We start from the raw sequence: 15065 nt of genomic DNA on the forward strand, positions 1-15065 counted from the left end.
CAAATTGTTACGCTTGAACTATTATTCTATAGATTTCATCACAAATTTAACTAACGACTTTAGTGGATGGATAATCGTTAAAGTTGACTCTTTTTCGAATTGCCTTGCAGCCTCAACCATTGAAAGCTGCGCAACTGAAATGTGCCGCTGCCCCCCTGCTACATCATGAAGAGTTTGTACAACAGCATTATTATATGCATCCTTTTTTCCCTGAATAATGAGCTCAAACGTGTTGTCGATAACTTTAACTTCAGCATGAATGGATTTTTCATGTAGTAAAGCATATTGCTGAAGTCTGTTCATCGTACCTTCTACGGTTTCAGGATTTGTAAAGAGAATCGTTTGAAGCTGATTTTCCTCACATAACATTTCAAAGAAAGGCTCATCAATTTTCATAATCGGAATAGAAAGTTCTAGCTGTTCTTCCTCTAACAATGCAATATAATTCGTACACGTTATTAAGATGGCGTCCATATCACAACTTTCCATCCACTCAAGTTGCTCTTTCACCTTAAAGAATAATCCACCAGTCCCTTTTGAAACTTTTTGTATAAGACCTGGATCCACAAAATGGACTAGCTCTACCTTCTCGATATTTTGAAATGCCTGTTCTATATATTCAATATTTGAATAGTGTGCATGTAAACAGCCAAGTTTTTTCCTCAAGAGCAGTTCCCCCTAATTCATAAGCTGTTTTTCCATTGTCGCTACAGAAAGAGAGAAACCGTTACGATTTTCTTCCTCACTTTCTTTTGTGACAATATATCCCAACGATGAATATAACTCAATATTTCTTGGTACACTCATACGTACTTTACATTCACTAATTGTTTTTCCTTTCATGCGTGCGAATTGCTCAAGCTCGGCAATTAATGCCTTAGCCACTCCTTGTCCCTGCTTTCCTGGAATTACAGATAATCTAAAAAAATAAATTTTTTGAGTGCTAAGGGTAAATCTCACCATCGCAACTGGTTGTTCATCAATATATCCGATGAAGGCATGCTCTCCATTTTTCATCGCCTGTTCAATCGATGCAATCGTTTCACTTAATGCACTTGATGGTGGTGTTGCATGTTCATACTCTTTAAAGGCCTGTAGCATAACGTTATGAATTACTGAGGCATCCTCTACTTGTGCTAAAATAATGTTCATCTGTCAACCCTCCCTTTGTGATTAAAAATACATTATAATGTATTTTTAATCACAAATAAACCGCATTACTATAAAATAATGCGGTCACTACTAATTATTTTTTGTTCACAAAACGTATTGCTCTACTCATAATAGTTGGCACGATTGAAGCATGATTTTCCTCCAACGCTTCATAGAAGGATATATCCATGATTTTCTGTAATTTATTCGCAATTTGTTGCGCATCATCCACCATAAAAGTTTCAAGTTCTCCCACACCGATAAATAATTTTTCATAAGCATATGGTCGCTCTTTTATAAATGTTGCGGCATAACTGAATAGTTCATGCTCATTCCACCAGATAGAGGGGCTAATCGCTATATAACGTTGGAAGGTTGATTGATGATGGAATAATTGCCAAAGTACAAAGTAACCTGCTAACGAATGCCCAAAAAGTGATTGTTGCTGCATATTTACAGGGAATTGAGCCTGAATACTCGGCTTTAATTCCTCCTCTAAAAATGTACTAAAATTCTCTGCTCCCCCATGTTTCTCATAGCCCTTACCGTTAAATCTTGCAGGATACGTATATGTTTCGGCTTGTCCTGTAAAATCATAAAATCTCCGTTCATGCATATCCGCATCGTGCCCAACACCTACAACAATAGTTGGCAAAACACCCGTTTTAAGTGCATTGCGACTTTGTAGGCGGACCACTTCCTTTACAAGATGGAAATAAGACGATCCATCTAATACGTATAAGACTGGAAAACCTCCTTCTGGTACTTCTCCATTCGGTACATAGATTTTTACTGTATACGTATAATCCGTAAACTTCGATTCAATTTGTTGCGTCACATAATCAAGTACTTTCACGATTTTCTCCTCAATCATTTGTCAATCTCCTTCATAACATCATAGCCATAACAAACTGGTGTTTTCGTAACTGGATCTTGCATAATACGTGCATTAATATTGAAGACGTTGCGCATAACCTCTGCACATAAAATTTCCTCAGGTGTTCCAGTTTTCATAACAGCCCCCTGTCGCATTGCGATTAAATAATCCGAATATCGAGCAGCGTGATTAATGTCGTGCAATACCATAACAATCGTACAACGATGCCGCTCATTTAAGCTTTTTACAATTTCTAGCACCTCTAACTGATGCGCCATATCTAAATAAGTTGTCGGTTCGTCCAATAACAAAATATTCGTTTCTTGGGCTAAAGCCATCGCCAGCCATACACGTTGGCGTTGACCTCCAGAAAGCTGAGCAAGCTCTCGATTTCTGTACCCCGTCGTATTTGTCACATTTAAGGCCCATTCAATCATTTCCTCATCCTTCTTTGTTAAGCGATTTACATTATTACGATGCGGATAACGACCATAAGCAATAAGCTCCTCAACCTTTAACTGACCTGGTGCAATAGGTGTCTGTGATAGGATAGCTAGCTTTTTAGCGATTTCCTTCGTCGATAAATTTTGCATGTTTTGATCCTGTAAATAGACCGTTCCCTGCTGCTTCTTTAATATACGACCAATCGTTTTTAATAATGTAGATTTTCCACATCCATTAGGGCCAATAATAGTCGTAACCTTTCCTTCTTCTATTGATAAATTCAAGCCTTCGAACACACGAACCTGCTCATAGCCAGAGGCCAAATTTTCCATTCTAAATGCCGTTTGCACACGATTTCCTCCTATGCCTTCGATTTCACTAGTAAATATAAGAAATACGGAATCCCGATAATTGAGACAACAATTCCGACTGCCAGCTCAGACGGCGCAAATACTGTTTTTCCTATAAAATCAGCTACAATAAGCAACCCCGCACCTATCAATGCACTTACTGGCATGACATAACGATGTTGTATACCAACAAGCTGTTTAGCAATATGTGGTGCCATTAATCCAATAAAACCGATACTACCCGATACCGATACGCAAGCACTGACTAAACCGACGCTTGCCAATAACAGCTTCATTTTCTCCTTTTCTACCGCTATCCCTAAGCTAGTAATACTATCCTCTTCTAATTGAAAATAATCGAGCAAATATGATTTCCGGTAAACGTAAAAGCCTAATAAAATAAGCCACGGTAGCATAGTCACAACAAAAATCCAGTTTGCATTATAAATAGAGCCTGCCATCCAAACTGCAGCACCTTCAAAATCCTGAGCATTCATTTTCAATGATAAAAATAATGACAATGCCCCGAAGCCACTATTAATTGCAATCCCTGTTAAAATTAGTCGTTGCATATCTAAATGGCCATTTTTCAGAGCAAACGAGAAAATTAACACAGCAGCCATCGCCCCACCAACAAACCCAAAAACCGGCATCATCAAAATGGAGAACCAGCTACTCATATCTGCAGATGTGAGACGTAATTGAAAGAAAAACATAAATATGACCACTGCTGCTCCGGCACCAGCATTGATCCCTAAAATCCCAGGGTCCGCTAGCCCATTACGCGTAATACCTTGTAGCACAACCCCCGCCATCCCTAAGCCAATACCGACTAATGCTGCTATAACAATACGTGGTAAACGGAATTCAAAAATGACTAGATCAAATTTCGGGTTCGGCTCGATGCGTAGCAATGTTTTTAAGACATCCATCACCGACATATCAAAGACACCATTTGTAAGATGGAGATAGCTGGCGCCAAAAATAAATAGCATGAGTATAGAAACAGTCATAACGAATACGCTGGAGGTTTTTTTACGCACGTTGTTCACCTCCGTGTTTACGAACTAAATATAAGAAGAATGGAACACCAACCAACGCCGTTAATACGCCGATTGGAGTTTCGAATGGATAATTAACAAAGCGACTGAGTACATCACAGAGCGCTAAGAAAAATGCACCTATTGCAGCTGCACAAGGAATGATAAAACGGTAATCGACTCCAACAAGGAAACGTGTAATATGAGGTATGACTAACCCTACAAAGGCTATCTTTCCTACAAGTGCAACTGCCGTTCCTGTTAAACACACAACCGCAAGCATACTAATAATTTTCACCGCTTTGGTTTTTTGCCCAAGTCCAATTGCGATATCTTCGCCTAATGAAGTGATCGTAATAGCCTTAGCTGATAATAACGCAAGAACTAAACCAATTAGCCCAAATGGAATAGCTAGCATGAGCATATCCATATCCACCATATGTACTTTTGTGTTGTACCAAACACTTACCGTTTGTGATACTTGGAAATACATCGCAATGGCTGTAGCAATACTACTTAAAAACGTACCAATGACCGTCCCAATAATGGCGAGCCTTACTGGTGATAAACCATTTCGAATTAAAGAGCCAAAACCAAAGACAATCCCAGCTCCTAATGCTGAACCGAGCATTGAAAGTAGAATCATTTGGTAATTAGGAAGCCCCGGGAAAAAGACGATTGCCAACGTAATCATAAATGCCGAACCATCATTAACGCCCATTAATGATGGGGACGCTAAATAGTTTCGTGTAATACCTTGCATCACTGCCCCCGCTACTGCTAAAAATGCTCCCACCAGTAATACTGCGGCAATTCTAGGAATACGCCCAGTTCGTATAATTTGGTGGTCAACATTTGAAGAGTCGAATGCAGTAATGGCCTGCCATACCGTTGTTGCGCTAATGTCTTTTGTGCCGTACATAACGGATACTAATGCCACAATCGCAATTAGAATTGGAGAAGCCGCTACTATTGAAAATGCCACCATGTTTGTTTTTTTCAACTTCCACACCTTTTTCTATTTGAACTTACTTTATAAAAGGCTGGTAATAGCCTGGTGACTCCACCACATCTACTACCAGCCTGTTCAAACTTATTTAAGTAATTTTTCAGCTGCGATATCTAAGAATTTCACCTTAGACCATGCTGTACCACCTTGTGCTAAAGGTTCAATGGCATTCACGAAAACCTGATTGTTTTGTGATGCTTTTAAGCTTGCAAAGATTGGATTCTTTTGTAACTCTTCTAATGCTTTTGGTGCATCGGCATTTTCTGATTCCTCGAATTGAAGAAAAATAGCATCAGGATTAACCTTTGCTAATGTTTCAAGCGATAGTTCAGCCTGTGCCTTGGCAGTTTTTAAAACCTCTGGTATCGGCGCCCCTAAATCTTCATATAGAACAGGGTTTAAGTAAACGCCAGCAGGATAGATATACATGATGCCTCCACGTACTCGAATCACTAGAATTTGCTTGTCCGCTAATTGCTCTTTAGATTTCACTTGAGAATCAGCAACCTTCGCTTCATAATCAGCAATAATTTTTTTAGCCTCATCTTCTTTGCCTGAAAGCTGTGCAAGTAATGTTAAATTCTCTTTCCAATTTGTAGAGACATGTGAATACGGAATCATTGTTTGAATTTTATTGAGCTTTTCAGCCATTTCCTCAGGGTATTTTGAGGAACCTAAAATAATATCTGGATTAAGTTTAAGAATGGCTTCAGTATTCGGTGTCATTTTATTGCCAACAAGCTCAGCACCTTCTAATTCAGACGCAAGATAAGCTGGAATTTTCCCTCCGATATCAAGCACACCAACAGGCTTGATGCCGAGCATTGCCGCATCTTCCATAGACTCTAAGCTTGCAGCTACTATATTTTTAACATCTGCTGCAAGTTCATATTTTTCGCCTAAGTATGTAATCGTTTGTGTTTTCGCTTGATTTTCTGTTGCACTAGTTTCAGCTACATTATTTGTAGATGTAGAAGACTCTTCTGATTTATCTGTTCCACACGCAGCCAAAGATAGCGCTAATAGCGCAGGTGCACACATTTTAAAATATTTATTCATAGCTATTCTCTCCTAACGAAACTCGAATATATTGATAATGATAATCATTTTCATTTATAAGTCAATAGTGTTTATTAATTTAATTGATATTCATTATCATTTACGGATACTATCCTAACAAAGAGAAAACCCGTTGTGAATGGACGATATCACGAATCACATGGACTTTTGCCGATTTCGGACTAAAAAAAAGCCGCTTCTTCTTTCAAGAAACAACTTTTTATAAGTATTTAGCTTCCTCAAGCATTGTTTTTCGATATGTTGTCGGGGACATTCCAGTACATTTTTTAAATACTCGACTGAAATAAAAGCAATCTACATAACCTACACATTCTGCTATTTCCGTTACTGGAGAATCGTCATATTTCAGTAACTCCTTCGATCGTCGAATGCGATACTCTGTTAAGTAAACGCTAGGATTCATCCCTGTATGCTGTTCAAACAGATAGGCAAACCTACGACGCTCTACACCAAATTCTTCAGCAATTTTCGAAACAGAAAGTTGCGTAGCATAATTTTCATGTATATACTGTAAAGCTTGTTCCATCTGATCACTTGCCGTATCGAGCACCTTCACTTTTGCAGACATAAGAATGGCTTCCAAAAGATTCATAAACAGCGTCTTTGCTTTAAGTACTGACATATTTCCTGGCATTGCTTGGCTTTCTATTAGCTGCTGTACATAATTAATTATTTTCGTATGATAGCCTGTATTGATTAAAAAGTGCTGAGTTGATAATGGATATAAAATTGCCTCTTCGGGAGAAAGTTGATAATGAACAACTGCATATTCCCATCCCTTATCATCAGCAGCTTTAATTTCGATTGGCATTTGTGGTCCTGCATGTACGACCATACCCGGTACCATTGTATAAGGGGTACCACTAAAGCTAAATATAGCACTACCAGCAAGCGGCACAACCAATCCACACTTCCCAGGGGCCGTTGTTCGTCCTTTATCTACTTGACCTGGCTCCATTTTGTTCGTAAAAACATCCGTAAATTTTACAGACGCGTGTGCATAGTAATCAATTAAATGTTTGATGTCCATTGTCTTATAGCCTCTACATTCTTAAAAACTCTCGAACTTGTGAAAAATGATGTAAATCGTGATCTACTAAACTAGCAAAATAACGGTGAAGGGTTAATTCAGAAGCGCCTATTGTAAAGGGCTGCTGCCATTGCTGATCCACAATTTGATAAAGCGCATCAATTAGTTGACGTCTCTGACGGATAAAATCGGCTATCGTTTCTTCTTTACTTTGTGCACGACTATTCCTTGCTGCATTAGTATTCATCTCTTCTACATCTGGCCCTTTTGGCAAGCTTTCCTTTGTAAAAAGAAACGGTAAACGTTGATTTAACACAAATGCATCCCACGGTGTAAGATGACCAATTATCTCTGCAACCGACCATTTCCCTGGCTCTATAGGGGTACGCCATTGTTCTTCAGTTATGTCTGCTAAACTTTCTACAAATACGATTGATCTTTCATAATGCGAGATTATTTGATGTTTATGGTCATACAAATTCAACAGCTCCTTCGCCTCATTTTAGTAGAAAATCTGTAATTTCGGCCAAAATCCTATAAACTAATTACTTAATTTCTGAGATGCAGCTAACTCAAGTATTCCAGTTACAAGCCATACACCGATAGCCGTTGGGATCTCAGGAAAATGTGCTATTTCATCCATCAATGACTGATAAGGTGTACAATTATTCACTACATGCATCCTTGCTTGATTCTTCACAGACCAAGACACAATCGGTAAATAATTCTTCAATGTTCATACTACTTCTCATTATTCTCTAAAGAATTCATTTATCAAAATATATCACATCAATATCTTATCTTTTCTACGGTTTTTAAAATACCCATCAGCAATCATACGTTTATAAGTTTTATTTATAAAAAACTAAAAATAATATATTAGATTTATAAATAATGTAGCAATACCCTGTAACTAACAACGTTAAAGGAGACGCTTATGAAAAAATCTTTTATTTTGATTGTGACCCTTGCCATTGTAATGGGGCTTTTTTATACAAAACTTTCACTGAAGCTCATCAGTATCGGAATTATTGCCGCATTTATAGGTACCCTTGCTGGAGGTGCTGGGCTAATTACGATCCCTGCTATGATGCTTATTGGTATACCTATTCAAACAGGCATTGCTACGAATAAATTTTCTTCGGGCATTGCAGCGTTGTCGAGCATCTTTTATCTTCTTTATCATAAAGAGCTTCGTCTAGCATCTATCATGAAATATGTTGCTGTAGCCATTGCTGGAGGCGTTTGTGGAGCATTCCTAACAGTATCCATCTCAGAAAAAACAATGAATATTATTGCATGTATTCTACTTGTCTTTGCCTTATTAATAACGATAAAGAATAAAGAATGGACGGCTAACTCAGAAGAAAATGATGCTAAACACAGCAATAAATTATGGCAGCCATTTTTAATAGCGATCTATGATGGTGGCTTTGGACCAGGCTCTTCCACCTTCAGCATACTACATTTTTTACGCTACCATTACACCTACATAAAGGCTGTACAGCTCACACGTGTACTTATTTTCGGGAGCTGTACAGGGGCATTTATAGTGTTTTACCAAACTGGCTTTATTCAATGGGAGTATGCAATAGCGATGGCAATGGGCTCTATTATCGGCTCTCAGCTCGGACTTTTGATTCTACCGAAAATCCCGATAAAAGTAGCTAAAATACTACTAATACTCATCATTTCATTATTACTTATTCAAGTAACAGTAAAATTAATTTAACTACTTAAATGTTCGTGGATTAACTTCCATTCATTGTTTAGGACCGTAAAAATATTTGTTGCTCTTCCGCTACCTGATACAAATTTTCCGTTATGATAGCCTTCATAGTGGTATGTATAAATGCAGGTAGCTGATCTTTCATCAACCGTAAGCCACTGGACATCGGTAGCCGAATAAACTTCTTCCTTTATCAAATCCCATGCATTATTGAAATAGGCTCCTATTTCTTCTAAGGTTATACATGTTTTATCGGTAAACCAATACACTGCTTGCGGATGCAAAATTTCTTTTACATTATTAAAATCATGGGAATTTGTAGCTGTAATATAGCGCTCTAAAGCTTGTTGATACTTCATAGTAATCCACTCCTTTTTTAACTACTGTTAACTGAAATTATACTCTCCATAAAGGGGATTCGAAGTATTCACTTGTTTAAAATTAATAATGTCTGCTACTGCCAAAAATAGATTTTCCGGATATTCAGCAAGACGATGACATAAATATAAATACCACTCTCTCCCATACGTAAGATAAACCTTACAACAATAGCCCTTCGCTTTTAATTGATGAATCAAATCTGGCCGTATGCCATAAAGCATCTCTATCTCAACATTTGATTGATTAAAATATTGCCTTTGTTCCATTTCTTGAATCAATACTTCATCATGCGTAGCTATCGAGATTGGATGATTAGCATTAATCAACTGCTCTACATAATAAAGAAAACGTTCATTCAGTTCATCTGATCTTTTTAGCGCAACGTCAGCCAGTTCCTGGAAAGCACCTTTAACAAGCCGTATTTTCCCTGGGTATTGAATGAGCTGCTGTATATCCTCCTCTGTACGATAGAGATGCACTTGTAGTGTAATCCCGACATTGGAATATTGGTTAGCTATTTTTTTATAAATGTCGAGAATATCGCTCGTTTTTGATGACTCCTCCATACTAATCATTAAAGTAATTTCATATTGTTGTGCTTTTTGAGCAAGCTCTATCAAGTGTTGATAAGCAAGTTCTGCGCTGATAGAAAGACCAATATGAGACAAATCAAACGAGACGGTTTGTTTCATTGACGAAGCACCCATACTCTCAATAAGTTGCAAAAATTCATCTTTGGCCTTTTGGCATTCCAACAAATCCGCTGTATTTTCCCCCAACAATTCAAGGGATATTTGATAATCATTGCCGATACATTCCATGGCCACCCGAAGAGCATCCTGTCTCTTTTCACCCGTGACATATCGTTTTGCCGCTTTCCATAATAATGGATAGAGTTCTGTTGACTGTTGAACAGTATGTTTCATCCGCTCATCTCTCGCTGCCGATTTTAATGCTTGAACCACTAATTCTTCTGCTTTATTCATCTTTATTCCTCCTTTAGCTATTTTCCAGTACTTTAACATGATAAAATTGGTAGCATAAGAGCCACTTTATAGAATTTTTCAAAGTACCACTTTAACTAGGAGGCGAAACAAAGTTGTTATGGATACCAATCGACCGTTCTTCAGATATACCTCTAAACCGGCAAGTTTATCAGCAAATTCGGGAAAACATATTAAATGGCCATCTTCACGCAGGTGAAAGGCTAGCATCAACACGTAAGCTTTGTGTCGAGCTTAAGGTTTCAAGAAATGTCATATTGGAAGCTTACGATCAATTGTTAGCAGAGGGGTTTTTAATGGCACGAAGAGGATCTGGTACCTTTGTTGCAGAAGGAGCTTTTTTAACGCAGCATGAGGCACCATTTTTATTTGAAGTCGATGAAAAAAAGGTGAAAAATCATATTATTAATTTCCGTTCAGGTATTCCAGCTTTGGATCTATTCCCTCGTAAAACATGGGCTAAGCTATCACATCAACTGTGGAATGATATTGAATCAACTAATTTTGGATATGATTCCCCAGAAGGTCGTTTAGAATTAAGACAAATGCTGGCACACTACTTATTAAGAACTAGAGGTGTTAACTGTCACCCAGAACAAATTATTATTACATCAGGTGCTACACAAGCAATGACCCTTGTTTCAAGGTTGCTTTTAACGCCTAAGGATATAGCCATTATGGAAGATCCTATTACGAATGATATTCAAACCATTTTTAAATCTTCAGGTGCCTCTATTTATCCAATAACCGTAGATGAAGATGGCATGAAGACATCCTTAATACCAGAAAATTTGCACCCTAAATTTGTCTTCCTGACTCCATCTCATCAATTCCCATTAGGAGGTACGCTACCCATACAGCGCAGAATCCAATTAATCAATTTCGCTAGGAGGAATGATTGCTTTTTAGTTGAAGATGATTATGATAGTGAGTTTCGCTATGAAGGTCCGCCTGTCAGCTCTTTACAAGGCTTAGATCCAGAACGTGTATTTTATATCGGCTCTTTTAGTAAAATCCTCTCTCCAGCATTACGAATAGGTTACATCGTTCTTCCAACTCATCTAATTGAAAAATGTCGACAACTGAAATGGTTTACCGATTTACACACACCATCATTAGATCAGCTTATTCTCGCTCATTTTATTAAGGAAGGCTACTTAGAACGACATATTGCAAAAATGAAGAAGTTTTATAAAAACCAGCGAGATTTTCTTATCCAATGTTTGCAAACAACCTTTTCAAATAAAGTGAAAATTTCCGGTTACTCTACTGGTTTACATTTAATTGCTGAATTAGAGGATATTCATTTTTCAAAAGAGGTATTGTTTAAAATCGAGCAGTATGGTGTAAAGGTATACCCTGTAGAGGATCATACGATAGAGAAAGGGAACTATAATAATCGGATTATTTTAGGGTATGGACATTTAAAGAAGGATGAGATAGAAAAAGGCGTGACAAGATTATTTCAAGCAGTTTATGATGAGGAAAAATAACTAAGGGGGATATCAAATGCTCGCTACTATTCAAAAACAACAGAATAACTATGTCGTTAAATTTAACCGTCCTCTGTCACATTCAGTTGAAGCTGTTTGGGCAGTATTAACGGAGAATGAAAAACTTCAAAAATGGATGAACAATTTAGAAATCATAGATCTTCGAAAAAACGGTAAAATCCGTTTTAATATGAATGATGGAACAGATGCATCTATGGAAATAACGATTACAGACTATGTTGAGTCGGAAGTACTTGAATTTGATTGGGGCAAAGATACAGTAAGATTTGAATTATCTCCTACTAGTAGCGGCTCCATATTAGTATTAGTTGAATCGATTCGTGAGCTAACTGAGCATACGCCTAAAGATTTAGCAGGTTGGCATGTATGCTTAAACCTGCTTTCGGACTTATTGAATGGAACTGTACATGAAGCATTCCCGATGGAGGAATGGCAAAAATGGTTTGCAGAGTATAAGCAACTTGTGGATGACGTAGAAAAAATTTAAGCATTTCACAAATAAACTTCTAAGGTGTGAATTTAATGCCCTAGGAGTTTATTTGTGTTGATCAATGGTGCGGTATTTAAATGAGGTTGATTTCGTTCCATGTTACTTGCTTTCGCACGGATAATAATACTATTGCTGCCGCTTCATCTGCACTTCGCTTTTGCATTTTTCACTATAAATTAGCATGCGAGAGGATACATGCCCTGTGAAATGGTTGATCTTCGTTACGACTGGGCGACTCATCGATATAGTACTTAAAATATGATTAATGATAAAAAGCTGTAGCAATTTCAAGTGCTTTTAGTGGCTCCTTGATTGAATCCAGTGTATAGACAAGTTTGCCCTCCTGCCATACGATTAAATTCCCTGATTTATAAACATCTAAATGGGCAAAACCGTTCTGCTTCGGAATAGGCAGCATATGTGTTTCTAAAAATTGTACTGCCTGCTTAGCAAGCTTCACACCCGCCTCTGGATTTTCTGTTCTTGTATGTGTCGCTATTGCCCATCTTCCCTCATTCCAACCAGTCCATAAAGAGCCAACACCTGCATCCTGGTAACCTTTAATGTTGTATCCAAGATCAACTTCTTGACCGCCATTTTTGCTATAGTTCTCAAAGGAAATTTGCTCATTTGCTTCGTCTGTATTTTTATATTGCTTCACGGAGAGCCGAGCAATAACCGTCGCTCTACCTGGTTGTTTCAGTTGCCTATCATTGATGGTTATATACTCTTTGCTTTCCAAAAATACTATTTCAACTTGGTTAGCTTCAGACTTCGTTATTGCGGTTAAAAATGTACCTTTTGTGATTGGAAGCCTTGTTGGTAAAGTTATCGATATATTCGTTTTGAGCTGGTCCTTAATATTTATTAGTGCCCCAGTCGGTGTATTAGATGCTACTGTGTTTTCATTATTTGTTTTGGGTGGTTCCTGTTGATGTTCATGTGATTGTTGTTCTTTTTGTGGCTTGCTCGGCACATTAGCTTGTTGTTCTTCTTGTGGCTGATCCGGCACGTTAGGTTTTTCATCTTTATCAGAACATGCACTTACTATACTGACACTTAAAAGCATGCAGATAAAAAGGATTTTTTTCATGGCATAGCCCTCCTTTATTTCTTTTTCCCCGCCAGTAATCAACTGGGACTTTTTGTTATTTAAGCTCCCACCTATTTTCTATCACCCTTCTTAAGAAAATGGTATGTGTTTTTTCTAATTTTACTCCCTTGAAGGTAAGTTTGGTGGATAAAAAAATCCCTCCAAGTAATTTGGAAGGATTAGTCGCAAAAATATCATACACAATTAAGTTTATGCACATAGTTTCGTTTATGTTCCATTACTAAGCAAGCTATTTCCACTATCTGCATCTAAACAAGGACGAGTAGATATACGCTTAATTACCATCTCGAACATTCATACGAGAGAATATTTCTTCTTGCAATAGTTTGGAAGCGCCAACCACTTCTACTACTCCATCGGAACCCTGTAATAAACTCTCTTCCTACAGAAGTTAGGAAAAACCAAAAGCCTGATCCATTAAACATCCATATATACGTATTTCTAAATAGGCAAGATTGAATACCACTTGTACCTATTCCCCAAGATGGCATCGCTGGCGTAAAGCTAGGCGGTGGACCAAGAGGCATTTGACCTGCTGGCGGTGGACCGAAACTAGGTGGTCCAAATGGTGGTGGCGGACCAAAACTTGGTGGTCTAGTTGAAGGCGGTGGACCAAAGCTAGGCGGACCAAACGACGGTGGTGGGCCAAAACCTGGCGGACCAAACGATGGTGGTGCTCCAACACCAGGCAATCCGAATGACGGTTCGAATCCAGGCTCTGGAAGTGGCATTATTTCTTCATATGGATACATGCTAAACCCCTCCTTTTACATAACTCAATATATGTAAGAGGGCTAATAACCGTTGAGCAATTGCCTATTAACTTAGTATTTAGTCGTCCTAAGCTGCATTCGTATTTCCACACCCAATATCGTATAATAAAGGGTATATATTCCAATAAAAAGGGGGGTACTTATGCGAAAAATATTTTTACTAATTACTACAATTCTATTGTCCTTTGGGATCTGGCTATTTTTCAACTCTACATCTCCTTCTGCAGAATCAACAAGTATTCAAAACAAGCTAGCTGCTGTTACAAAATACAAATATTATTTAGATAAAGGGAACGATAAGATTGGAAAGGAAATGGCTAAAGAAGATTTGGTCATTGTGGAGCCTATCGAAATGCAGCAGAAGTATATTAAACAGGCTCAAAAAAATGGAACATTAATTTATGGCTATATTAATGCAATGGAAGCAGACAAATGGAATATAGAGTTCTATAGCCAATTGAAAGAAGAGGATTTTTATAAAGACGAGCACGGAGAAAAGATGTATTTCTCTGAATGGGATTCGTATTTAATGGATATGACATCTAAACACTATCAAGCGCTTTTACTAGAAGAAATTCAAAAACAAATTGTTCAAAAAGGGTTGGATGGTGTGTTTTTAGATACTGTTGGCAATATCGACTCCTACTTACCCGAAAAAGAACAGGGCGCGCAAAATGAAGCAATGCTTGCCTTTATAAAAAACATAAAGCAGCAGTATAACAACTTGTCGGTTGCTCAAAATTGGGGCTTTCAAACATTAGCTGATTATACAGCACCATATATCGATTTTGTTATGTGGGAAAACTTTTCGTATGATGTAGTCGGAGAAGATGAATGGGCATTTGACAAGATGCAGCAATTAGTTCAAATCCGAGAAAAGGTCGGTACTCAGGTGATGACAATCGGATTTGACGACGAAGAGAAAAGTCGGGCCTTAGCTGAAAAATATCATTTAAAATTCTTTTATAGCCCAGCAGGATCTTACTACAACACATGGCAGTAATATCATCCTCATCTATTAAATAATGCTTACAATCCTCTCCGGCAAGCAACACTAATCGGTGGGGATTTTATCATG

17 protein-coding genes and 1 pseudogene are annotated in these 15065 nt (G+C 37.9%); 4 read left to right on the forward strand and 14 right to left on the reverse strand.

What is annotated here, in order from left to right; genetic code table 11:
• Positions 1 to 21 precede the first annotated feature (21 nt).
• From MOK21_RS15190 to MOK21_RS24015, 10 genes and pseudogenes are all read right to left on the reverse strand, one after another.
• A complete protein-coding gene (locus MOK21_RS15190) occupies positions 22 to 672 on the reverse strand; it encodes a hypothetical protein (protein ID WP_249074951.1) in 651 nt (216 codons plus the stop codon).
• Between the two features lie 6 nt (positions 673 to 678).
• The gene (locus MOK21_RS15195) at positions 679 to 1152 is read right to left on the reverse strand and encodes a GNAT family N-acetyltransferase (protein WP_249074840.1); all 474 of its coding nucleotides are present in this window, start codon (positions 1150 to 1152) and stop codon (positions 679 to 681) included.
• 94 nt (positions 1153 to 1246) lie between these two features.
• Positions 1247 to 2026 carry an alpha/beta hydrolase gene (locus MOK21_RS15200; protein WP_249074841.1) on the reverse strand — a complete coding sequence of 260 codons (780 nt, stop codon included), beginning with the start codon at positions 2024 to 2026 and terminating at the stop codon, positions 1247 to 1249.
• Positions 2023 to 2805 carry an ABC transporter ATP-binding protein gene (locus MOK21_RS15205; protein WP_249074952.1) on the reverse strand — a complete coding sequence of 261 codons (783 nt, stop codon included), beginning with the start codon at positions 2803 to 2805 and terminating at the stop codon, positions 2023 to 2025. Before MOK21_RS15205 ends, MOK21_RS15200 begins: the two co-directional genes overlap by 4 nt.
• 29 nt (positions 2806 to 2834) lie before the next feature.
• Positions 2835 to 3866: a FecCD family ABC transporter permease gene (locus tag MOK21_RS15210; RefSeq protein WP_308221936.1), complete on the reverse strand. Its 1032-nt coding sequence runs from the start codon at positions 3864 to 3866 to the stop codon at positions 2835 to 2837.
• Positions 3859 to 4866 carry a FecCD family ABC transporter permease gene (locus tag MOK21_RS15215; RefSeq protein WP_249074842.1) on the reverse strand — a complete coding sequence of 336 codons (1008 nt, stop codon included), beginning with the start codon at positions 4864 to 4866 and terminating at the stop codon, positions 3859 to 3861. Before MOK21_RS15215 ends, MOK21_RS15210 begins: the two co-directional genes overlap by 8 nt.
• Before the next feature lie 90 nt (positions 4867 to 4956).
• Positions 4957 to 5931 carry an ABC transporter substrate-binding protein gene (locus tag MOK21_RS15220; protein WP_249074843.1) on the reverse strand — a complete coding sequence of 325 codons (975 nt, stop codon included), beginning with the start codon at positions 5929 to 5931 and terminating at the stop codon, positions 4957 to 4959.
• Between the two features lie 220 nt (positions 5932 to 6151).
• Entirely contained in the window at positions 6152 to 6982 is an 831-nt protein-coding gene (locus MOK21_RS15225; protein ID WP_249074844.1) for an AraC family transcriptional regulator, read from the reverse strand.
• Between the two features lie 13 nt (positions 6983 to 6995).
• On the reverse strand, positions 6996 to 7460 hold the full coding sequence (locus MOK21_RS15230) for a DinB family protein (RefSeq protein ID WP_249074845.1): 465 nt from the start codon (positions 7458 to 7460) through the stop codon (positions 6996 to 6998).
• Positions 7461 to 7544: 84 nt separating this feature from the next.
• Positions 7545 to 7715, reverse strand: a pseudogene (locus MOK21_RS24015) (nucleotidyltransferase family protein); the annotation flags it as partial.
• A gap of 246 nt (positions 7716 to 7961) precedes the next feature.
• On the opposite strand from MOK21_RS24015, the gene MOK21_RS15240 reads away from it, so the two are divergent.
• Positions 7962 to 8714: a sulfite exporter TauE/SafE family protein gene (locus MOK21_RS15240; protein ID WP_374110195.1), complete on the forward strand. Its 753-nt coding sequence runs from the start codon at positions 7962 to 7964 to the stop codon at positions 8712 to 8714.
• Here MOK21_RS15240 and MOK21_RS15245 read toward each other — a convergent pair.
• Together MOK21_RS15245 and MOK21_RS15250 are read right to left on the reverse strand one after the other, a co-directional pair.
• Positions 8711 to 9070, reverse strand: a complete 360-nt coding sequence (locus MOK21_RS15245; RefSeq protein WP_249074847.1) for a YybH family protein — start codon at positions 9068 to 9070, stop codon at positions 8711 to 8713. The genes MOK21_RS15240 and MOK21_RS15245 overlap by 4 nt on opposite strands.
• A gap of 27 nt (positions 9071 to 9097) precedes the next feature.
• Entirely contained in the window at positions 9098 to 10078 is a 981-nt protein-coding gene (locus tag MOK21_RS15250) for a proline dehydrogenase family protein (protein ID WP_249074848.1), read from the reverse strand.
• 113 nt (positions 10079 to 10191) lie between these two features.
• Between MOK21_RS15250 and pdxR the strand changes: the two genes are divergently transcribed.
• Both pdxR and MOK21_RS15260 read left to right on the forward strand, forming a co-directional pair.
• A complete protein-coding gene (gene pdxR / locus MOK21_RS15255; protein WP_249074849.1) occupies positions 10192 to 11589 on the forward strand; it encodes a MocR-like pyridoxine biosynthesis transcription factor PdxR in 1398 nt (465 codons plus the stop codon).
• 16 nt (positions 11590 to 11605) lie between these two features.
• Positions 11606 to 12097, forward strand: a complete 492-nt coding sequence (locus tag MOK21_RS15260; RefSeq protein ID WP_249074850.1) for an SRPBCC family protein — start codon at positions 11606 to 11608, stop codon at positions 12095 to 12097.
• A 265-nt stretch (positions 12098 to 12362) separates the two neighbouring features.
• On the opposite strand, the gene MOK21_RS15265 is transcribed toward MOK21_RS15260, so the two are convergent.
• The gene (locus MOK21_RS15265; RefSeq protein WP_249074851.1) at positions 12363 to 13193 is read right to left on the reverse strand and encodes a hypothetical protein; all 831 of its coding nucleotides are present in this window, start codon (positions 13191 to 13193) and stop codon (positions 12363 to 12365) included.
• Positions 13194 to 13492: 299 nt separating this feature from the next.
• A complete protein-coding gene (locus tag MOK21_RS15270) occupies positions 13493 to 13966 on the reverse strand; it encodes a transporter (RefSeq protein ID WP_249074852.1) in 474 nt (157 codons plus the stop codon).
• Positions 13967 to 14129: 163 nt separating this feature from the next.
• Between MOK21_RS15270 and MOK21_RS15275 the strand changes: the two genes are divergently transcribed.
• Positions 14130 to 14990 carry an endo alpha-1,4 polygalactosaminidase gene (locus tag MOK21_RS15275; protein ID WP_249074853.1) on the forward strand — a complete coding sequence of 287 codons (861 nt, stop codon included), beginning with the start codon at positions 14130 to 14132 and terminating at the stop codon, positions 14988 to 14990.
• Positions 14991 to 15065 lie beyond the last annotated feature (75 nt).

The organism is Lysinibacillus sp. BPa_S21 (genome assembly GCF_023337795.1).
In the GTDB taxonomy this organism is placed as follows: domain Bacteria; phylum Bacillota; class Bacilli; order Bacillales_A; family Planococcaceae; genus Lysinibacillus.

What these genes read in the sequence shown, in the direction of transcription:
- MOK21_RS15200 (WP_249074841.1), bottom strand. Translation starts at nt 2,026, where the DNA reads ATGATTGAGGAGAAAATCGTGAAAGTACTTGATTATGTGACGCAACAA.
- MOK21_RS15195 (WP_249074840.1), bottom strand. Translation starts at nt 1,152, where the DNA reads ATGAACATTATTTTAGCACAAGTAGAGGATGCCTCAGTAATTCATAAC.
- MOK21_RS15270 (WP_249074852.1), bottom strand. Translation starts at nt 13,966, where the DNA reads ATGTATCCATATGAAGAAATAATGCCACTTCCAGAGCCTGGATTCGAA.
- MOK21_RS15240 (WP_374110195.1), top strand. Translation starts at nt 7,962, where the DNA reads ATGGGGCTTTTTTATACAAAACTTTCACTGAAGCTCATCAGTATCGGA.
- MOK21_RS15260 (WP_249074850.1), top strand. Translation starts at nt 11,606, where the DNA reads ATGCTCGCTACTATTCAAAAACAACAGAATAACTATGTCGTTAAATTT.
- MOK21_RS15220 (WP_249074843.1), bottom strand. Translation starts at nt 5,931, where the DNA reads ATGAATAAATATTTTAAAATGTGTGCACCTGCGCTATTAGCGCTATCT.
- MOK21_RS15245 (WP_249074847.1), bottom strand. Translation starts at nt 9,070, where the DNA reads ATGAAGTATCAACAAGCTTTAGAGCGCTATATTACAGCTACAAATTCC.
- MOK21_RS15275 (WP_249074853.1), top strand. Translation starts at nt 14,130, where the DNA reads ATGCGAAAAATATTTTTACTAATTACTACAATTCTATTGTCCTTTGGG.
- MOK21_RS15250 (WP_249074848.1), bottom strand. Translation starts at nt 10,078, where the DNA reads ATGAATAAAGCAGAAGAATTAGTGGTTCAAGCATTAAAATCGGCAGCG.
- MOK21_RS15265 (WP_249074851.1), bottom strand. Translation starts at nt 13,193, where the DNA reads ATGAAAAAAATCCTTTTTATCTGCATGCTTTTAAGTGTCAGTATAGTA.
- MOK21_RS15205 (WP_249074952.1), bottom strand. Translation starts at nt 2,805, where the DNA reads ATGGAAAATTTGGCCTCTGGCTATGAGCAGGTTCGTGTGTTCGAAGGC.
- MOK21_RS15225 (WP_249074844.1), bottom strand. Translation starts at nt 6,982, where the DNA reads ATGGACATCAAACATTTAATTGATTACTATGCACACGCGTCTGTAAAA.